This window comes from Streptomyces europaeiscabiei, assembly GCF_001550375.1.
GTDB classification, from domain to species: domain Bacteria; phylum Actinomycetota; class Actinomycetes; order Streptomycetales; family Streptomycetaceae; genus Streptomyces; species Streptomyces europaeiscabiei.
Map to the genome: position 1 here is coordinate 1 of NZ_LRTR01000083.1, position 7,143 is coordinate 7,143.

The following is a 7,143-nucleotide window of genomic DNA, read 5'->3' on the forward strand; positions in this document are numbered from 1 at the left end:
GAGGAGGCCCGGCACGCCCGCCGGGTCGCGGCGGCCCGCTCCGGCCGGGTGTGCGCGGCCGGCCACCAGGAACTGGCCTCGCACGTGCTGCTCCTCCCCTTCGTCCCCGACGACGTGCGCCGAGCCTTCACGGCCCGTCTCCTCGACCCCCTGCGCGACTACGACCGTCGGCACCGCGCCGAGCTGATCCCCACCCTGGAGGCGTTCCTGGAGTGCGACGGCTCCTGGACGCGCTGCGCCGCGCGGCTCCACCTGCACGTCAACACGCTGCGGTACCGGGTGGGCCGCATCGAGCAGTTGACGAGCCGGGACCTCTCCCGGCTGGAGGACAAGCTGGACTTCTTCCTGGCCCTGCGCATGAGCTGAGGTCATGGAGTGGTGGGCGAAGGTCGAAGTGCGCCGTCCGCACCCCATGACTTTGTGAATTCCTTCACCCACCCTCTTGGCCGGGCCCCGGAATCCGTGCTGAGATGCGGCCACCACTCAAAGCTCAAGGGCGTGCTCGGGGAGGGCAACGTGGCGCATACCGCCATGTCTGGTAACGGAACGACCGCCGGCGACGATCCACTCCAGACCGCGGTATGGCGGCTGCGCTCGCGCGCCTGCTGGGTCGACGCGGCAGCCCTGATCGAGCCCGACACCCCACAGGCCTCTCTGCAGCGGACCACGCTGCTCGTCGAGCGCTGCCTCTACACCGAGCAGGGTTGGGAGGAGGCCGAGGACGCGCTGCGCACGGCCGAGGCACAGGCCCGGACCGACGACGAGCGGGGTGCGGCGGCCTGCGAGCGCGGTCAACTGGCGTACGCGGCCACACTGTTCCATGTCCGTGACCGCGCCGACGAGGCGCGGGCCGCGCTCGGCCGGGCGGCGGCCCTGATCGCTCCCGGCGCGCCGGGCCGGGCCCTGCTGGACTTCCGCCGGGGTGTTCTCGCCGAGAACCTCACCCGCTCGCCGCAGGCCGCCCGTGCCGCGTACCGCCGGGCCCACGCGGGCGCGACCGCTCATGGCGACCTGCTGCTGCAGTCCTTCACCTGGCGGCACCTCGCCGGACTCGCTCTCCGCGACGGCGAGTTGGCCGAGGCCCGCCACGGCTTCGCCGAATCCCTGCGCCTGCGCGAGGAGTTGGGCTACCTCGTCGGTACCGCCCCGGCCCTCGTCTCCCTGGCCGACACCGAATCCGAACCGGAGGCGTCTCGGCTCCGCGAGGAGGCCGGGCGGCTGTTCCGTCTTCTGGGAGGTGTACCGACCTGGCTGGCAAGGCAGTTGGCGCCACCGCCGGCTGCGACGGCCTGACCGGTCAGGAGGCTGTTGGTCCGCGGGTGCGTGGGGACTGGTCGCACGGTTCCCCGCGCCCCTCGACGGCATGGGCCGCGCCCGGAGTCCTCCAGTTGTCCTGCGCCTGAATCCGTCGGGAGACCTGGCTCGTCATCGCCGGTCGAATCCCCACCGCCGACCAGGCGCGTCGACCCTCCACGGCTCAGCCGGAAGTGTCCGGAAACCTCCGGCGCGGGACACCGGGGCGCGGGGAACTGCGCGACCAGTCACGGTCGACCGGCAGTCGGCAACGCTCCACGGCCCCAACGGCGTCGGTCGCCCTTACCCCACCACGCCGAAATGCTTCTCCACCAGACAGCAGGCCGCTTCCAGGTCGTCCGCCATCAGCGCGTCCAACAACGCGATGTGCTCCGCCGCATCGGCCATGAGTTCGACCCGGCCGCCACTTCCCACATCACCCAGGCGACCGGCCCCCAACGGCAGTTGGGTACGCCGGTGGAGGTCGTCCGCGATCTGCAGCAGCTGCTCGTTCCCCGCCAGCCCCAGCACCCCGCGGTGGAAGGCCCGGTCCGCCTCCCCGTACGTCGCCCGGCACCCGGAGGACGCCGCCCGAGCCGTCTCGTCGGCGAGCGGACGCAGCTCACCCCAGCCGTCCGCCGGCAACGTGCGCGCGAGCCGCATGATCACCGGCACCTGGAGCAGCGCGCGCACCTCCGCGAGCTCGGCCAGCTCCCGGGCGCCCCGCCGTACGACACGGAACCCCCGGTTGGGGACGACCTCGACCGCGCCCTCGATGGCCAGTTGCTGCATCGCCTCGCGCACGGGAGTCGCGGAGACCCCGAACTGGTCACCGAGCGCGGGCGCCGAGTACACCTCCCCCGGCGTCAGCTCCCCACCCGCGAGCGCGGCCCGCAGCGCGTCGAGGATCTGCCCCCGCACGGAGGCCCGCTGAACGACGGGGCGCTCCGGTGTGCGCGGCAGCGGAATGGGCGTCTCGCTGTGCGTGTGCTCACCGCGGACCGCGGTGCCGTCCGCCGAGATACCCCGCTCCCGGTCGACGTCCGCGACTCCGGGCTGCATGGGCACGCGGTAGGCCGATGCCGGACGGGCGGCGGTGGCGTCCGGCGCACTCGCGGCGGCCTGGCGCGAGCGCGGTCCGGCCTGTTCCACGGGTCCTCCTCCGAGCCGAGTCGTGTGTCGAGTGGGCCCGGTGGTGCGGCCGACTGGGTACATGGGGGCGCTTAGGTCATTACTGGGGTTGTTACCGGTCGTAAAGCACCATAGGCGCACATGCCCTCAGTTCAAACCTCGACCACCTCGGGTAAGGTAAGCCTTACTTGGTAGCGACGGTGAAACGGCGGTCCCCGTATGCCCCACTCGACTCAGGCACCGGTCCCCACGTCACACACGTCGCCCGTGACGGCCGCGTACACCCGCCTGACCGAGGTCCTGCCGATGGTGAGCGTGACAGAACTCTCTCCCATGGACCCGTTGCCCGAGGGTGAGGGGTGGGTCTGTGCCGCCGGGCTCGCGGCGGCCGGAGCCGAGCTGGACGCGTTCCTCGCGTGGGACGAGACCCAGATACTGCGGGACCACGGCCGCGAGGGCCGCCCGGACGTGGTGGCGGCCTTCGGGCTGCACCGGTACTCCTGGTACGCCTGCCTGCTCTTCACGGTCCCCTGGTTCCTGCAGCGCCGGGTGCCGCGGTTCCCCGCCGGGCATGTGGCGTTCCAGCGCGAGCAGAGCCGGCTGGTGGTGCGTGGCGAAACGTTCAGCTGCCTGCCGGGCGATCCGGCGGCCGGCGAGCCCGGTGCCCGGGTGGTTCCGGACGAGGAGGCGCTGCGGGCCGAGGTGCGGGCGGCGTTCGCCGAGCACATAGAACCGGTCCTCGGCGGCTTCGGGCCACGGATGCGACGGCGCGGGCGCGCACTGTGGGGCATGGCGACCGACGAGATAGTCGAGGGGATCTGGTACATCGCCGAACTCCTGGGCGCCGACGAACAGGAGCGCTGTCGGCGCGAGCTGGAGCTGCTGCTGCCGGGCGCGACCCGGCCGTACGTGGGTGCCGCCGGCTTCCGCGAACTGATCGGCCCCGGCGGCGAGTCGCTGCCCACCCGGGACAGGGCGAGCTGCTGCATGTTCTACACGCTGGCCCCGGACGACACCTGCGCCACCTGTCCGCGCACCTGCGATGCGGACCGGATCACCAAACTGACGGCCACCTCGACCAGTTGACGGACCCTCGCCGGACGGGGATGCTTCTCGCCGGGCGCCCCCCGGCGATCGCCCCGCGGCATGTGCCGTAAGATCAACTCCGGGTGGGACCCTCGTTTGGTTACAGGCAGTTCACAAATTCCTCACTTGCCGCAGGAACTTTCCGTGGAACCACTCGAACGGGTAACCTCACTCGCACTCAACTCCCGTCCCTCGCGCGGTAGTTCGAGCAGAATGCCGCCTGGCGTCACTCATTGCACTTCTTTGGCGGTCTCTTGCCCCGAAACCCCCTGAGGGCCGCGAGGATTGGGCCACTATGGCGGGCGTTACGCCCTATCCCAATGCAAGGGACCCCTGATGAGATTGACCGACATATCGCTGAACTGGCTGCTTCCGGGCGCCGTACTGCTCCTGGGCATGCTGGCGGCGGTTGCGGTGCTCGCGCGCGGCAAGCGCTCCGGGGAGCACGCGAAGACCGAGGATTCGTGGGAACGCAGTGAGGAGCGCCGCAGGCGCAAGGAGGCCCTCTACGCCACGGCCTCCTACATCCTCCTCTTCTGCTGTGCCGCGGTTGCCGCCGCGCTCTCTTTCCGAGGCCTGGTCGGCTTCGGCGAGCAGAACCTGGGCCTCTCCAACGGGTGGCAGTACCTGGTTCCGTTCGGCCTGGACGGCGCCGCCATGTTCTGCTCGGTACTCGCCGTGCGCGAGGCCAGCCACGGTGACGCGGCCCTCGGCTCCCGGATACTCGTCTGGACGTTCGCCGGTGCGGCGGCCTGGTTCAACTGGGTGCACGCCCCCAGGGGCCTCGGCCACGACGGCGCCCCGCAGTTCTTCGCAGGCATGTCCATGTCCGCCGCGGTGCTCTTCGACCGCGCGCTCAAGCAGACCCGCCGGGCCGCACTGCGCGAGCAGGGCCTGGTGCCGCGTCCGCTGCCGCAGATCCGTATCGTCCGCTGGCTGCGGGCCCCGCGCGAGACGTACAAGGCCTGGTCGCTGATGCTCCTGGAGGGCGTGCGCAGCCTGGACGAGGCCGTGGACGAGGTGCGCGAGGACAAGCGGATCAAGGAAGAGACCCGGACGCGCAAGCGGGAGCAGGAGCGCCTGGAGCGCGCCCACCTCAAGGCGATCAGCCGGGGCCACCGGGGTCTGCCCGGTCGGGGCGGCGGCGGTGGCGGCGGGCGCCAGGTGGACACCACCGTGGAGCGCGTGCCGGCGGCCCAGGTCGCCTCGGAGCCTGCCATATCGACGCCGGAACAGCTGCCCGTGCGTTCGCGGCCCTCCCTCCAGCCCGTGCGCAACGGTGCTGACAAGTCACTGACCGTCGACCTCACCGCGGAGGACGACACGATGGCCCTGCCGCGACTCGACTCCCTGGAGCGCAAGCTCAAGGACCTGGAGCAGCAGTTCGGCTGATCAAGAGCCACACATCGGACAGGGGCGCGGCACAAGCCGCGCCCCTGTCCGTTTCGCGGTCCGACGGCCGTCCGTTCACGTCCGCTGCGCGGTTCGTGTCGCGTCCGGCTTTGCGTCCGGCTTTGCGTCCGCCCTCACGGCCGGCTTCATGACCGGCTTCATGACCGAGGCCCTCTTCGACGGACGCCGGATGTCACTGCGTCAGCCCGCCGTCGAGGTCGAACCACACCGCCTTGCCCACCCCGTGCGCCCGTACGCCCCAGGTGTCGGCGAGAGCCTGGACGAGGAAGAGGCCGCGTCCATGGGTGCTGTCGTCGGCGTTCGGCACCCTCGGTCTGGGCCTGCGCCCCACGAAGTCCCGGACCTCCACGTGGAGTCCACGGGGTGAGACGGTGGCGGTCAGCACCGCGTCGTGGTCGGTGTGGACGAGCGCGTTGGTGACCAGCTCGCTCGTCAGCAGTTCCGCTATCTCCGATCTTTCCGGCCGCCCCCATTGCCGCAACAGTTCCCGCAGGGCCCTGCGTGCCTCGGGCACCGCCTTCAGGTCCGCCCGTCCAAGTCTGCGTTTCAGCTGTCCGGCACCGGCCCTGTCCGTCGAGTCGTCTGCTGCTTCCTCCACCACCTCTGCCGAGGAGGCCCCTGTCACCACGGGACCGCCTCCTCGCACCTGCCTCTTCATGACCCCCGCCCACGTGCCGATGACGATTCCCCTCCTGCCCGAACACGTACACGGGGATCCATGCCCCGTCCGGATCGCGGCACTCATGTCGAATCGTCAACGACCCTCCGTACGCTTTCAAACGCACAGAGTCAAGCCAGCTGTCGGTACCTTGTGACAGCGCTTCCCGCCCCATGAATCCGCCGCACGACCCGACCGATCCGGCACCCCGTCCCACTCCGGGCACCCTCTCCCCGACCTCGGCGGCCGGACCCAACTGCCCAGGCGGGGCTACCGATCCGGCCGTATGCCACCGGGGCACGACTTCCGTACGCGCGCCGCGTTCCGTGCCCGGGACGGGTCGCCCGTCCCGATGATGTTGATTGGCCGGAATCCTGCGCTGGTACAGGCCAACGTGCGGCCGGGCGCGGCTGATTGACGCCGTCCCCGTCCTCCGCGGGGCCGCCGTCAGGCCTCCCACACGGCGGCGGCCGTACGGTCGTCCGTGTATCCCTTGACCCTGACCTGGGCGTCGGCGAGGAACGCGGCGAGGCCGGGCGGCTCGGCGGCTCCCCAGCGCGCCGCCAGATGATCGGCGAGCGGTGCCTCCCCGCGCAGCGGTTCGGCCAACCCGCCGGTGCACAGGAGCAGAACGTCCTCCTCCCGGGCCACGGAGGCGCGGAAGCGGAAGGGTTCCCGGGGTGGTGCGGAGGCAGGTTCGTACGGGCTCGGGGGTGTCGTGATGCCGAGGTCCATGGTGAGGCGGTCGCCGTCGGGGCTCTCGTGCGGCAGCGAGCCGAAGCCGAGCACCGGCGCGCCCGCCGTGTCCGCGACCCGGGGCTCTATGTCCTGCCAGTCCCCGTCCCGCAGTCGGAACAGCCCGCCGGCGCCGACCCCGAAGAACACCCGTGTACGGCACCGGGGGTCGGCCGGGATCAGCAGACAGCGCAGGCTCGCCGTGTACTCCTCCGGGTCGAGCCCCTGCTCGACCGCGCTGGCGCGCAGTCTGCCGAGGCTGCGGTCGGTGAGCCGGTGCAGCCCGGACTTGAGGTCGCCGCGCCGGGCCGCGCGGATGTCCTCCACCAGCCGTGCGTGACTGAGCCCGACGGCCCGCCCGATCCACCGGCACGCCTCCGCCGCCGCGCGGTGCGCACCCGGCGTGGCACGGGCACCGGTCGCCATGGCCACCAGTACGAGCGCCTGCTCCCCCAGGCCGAAACGGGCGGTCAGGAGTGCGTCCCGGCGGGGCTCACCCCGGTAGCGCGCCGAGTCGCCGCGCACCGACGCGGCGCGCAGCGTGCACACCCCGTAGCGCGCGCCGTCCAGCACCGTGTCCGCGACCAGATCCCCCAGATCCTCCGGATCCGCCGGCGGCAACGCGGTCGGCTCCGCGTCGTACGTGGGCGGCCCGGACCCCACGTACTCGACCCGCACCCGCTGAGTCCCGGTGACCAGGGTGACCTCCTGTGCCTGGAGGGTGGGCAGGTCGACATGGGTGGGGGGCCGGGCGTCGGACGGTTCGGCGGCCGAGCCGGGGGACGAGGGCGGCATCGGCGAGGGCAGGGAGGGCGTGCCCCTGCGGG

Annotated in this window: 7 protein-coding genes; 4 read left to right on the top strand and 3 right to left on the bottom strand. The window is 71.9% G+C overall.

Annotated elements, in window-relative coordinates; genetic code table 11:
* Positions 1-366: PucR family transcriptional regulator (locus AWZ10_RS03535; RefSeq protein WP_208618440.1), on the top strand; the 366-nt coding region annotated here is incomplete at its 5' end.
* A gap of 150 nt (positions 367-516) precedes the next feature.
* Positions 517-1,293, top strand: a complete 777-nt coding sequence (locus tag AWZ10_RS03540) for a hypothetical protein (RefSeq protein WP_046705831.1) — start codon at positions 517-519, stop codon at positions 1,291-1,293.
* A 303-nt stretch (positions 1,294-1,596) separates the two neighbouring features.
* Here AWZ10_RS03540 and AWZ10_RS03545 read toward each other — a convergent pair whose 3' ends face one another.
* Positions 1,597-2,445 (bottom strand): GntR family transcriptional regulator, encoded by an 849-nt coding sequence (locus tag AWZ10_RS03545; protein ID WP_046705820.1) that lies wholly within the window; start codon positions 2,443-2,445, stop codon positions 1,597-1,599.
* Positions 2,446-2,643: 198 nt separating this feature from the next.
* Here AWZ10_RS03545 and AWZ10_RS03550 point away from each other — a divergent pair, with 198 nt between their 5' ends.
* Together AWZ10_RS03550 and AWZ10_RS03555 are read left to right on the top strand one after the other, a co-directional pair.
* Complete coding sequence (locus AWZ10_RS03550) at positions 2,644-3,510, top strand: (2Fe-2S)-binding protein (RefSeq protein ID WP_173531543.1); 867 nt, start codon at positions 2,644-2,646, stop codon at positions 3,508-3,510.
* A gap of 336 nt (positions 3,511-3,846) precedes the next feature.
* Positions 3,847-4,902, top strand: coding sequence for a DUF2637 domain-containing protein (locus AWZ10_RS03555; protein ID WP_037692499.1), 1,056 nt, complete (start codon positions 3,847-3,849; stop codon positions 4,900-4,902).
* Between the two features lie 193 nt (positions 4,903-5,095).
* Here the strand turns inward: AWZ10_RS03555 and AWZ10_RS03560 are convergent, their stop codons facing one another.
* Together AWZ10_RS03560 and AWZ10_RS03565 are read right to left on the bottom strand one after the other, a co-directional pair.
* On the bottom strand, positions 5,096-5,581 hold the full coding sequence (locus AWZ10_RS03560) for an ATP-binding protein (protein ID WP_208618441.1): 486 nt from the start codon (positions 5,579-5,581) through the stop codon (positions 5,096-5,098).
* 447 nt (positions 5,582-6,028) lie between these two features.
* Positions 6,029-7,143 (bottom strand): protein phosphatase 2C domain-containing protein (locus tag AWZ10_RS03565; RefSeq protein ID WP_425264476.1); only part of this gene is annotated, 1,115 nt, incomplete at its 5' end.

Excerpts from the sequence above, each read along its gene's own strand:
- AWZ10_RS03550 (WP_173531543.1), top strand. The coding sequence starts at position 2,644 with ATGCCCCACTCGACTCAGGCACCGGTCCCCACGTCACACACGTCGCCC.
- AWZ10_RS03560 (WP_208618441.1), bottom strand. The coding sequence starts at position 5,581 with ATGAAGAGGCAGGTGCGAGGAGGCGGTCCCGTGGTGACAGGGGCCTCC.
- AWZ10_RS03555 (WP_037692499.1), top strand. The coding sequence starts at position 3,847 with ATGAGATTGACCGACATATCGCTGAACTGGCTGCTTCCGGGCGCCGTA.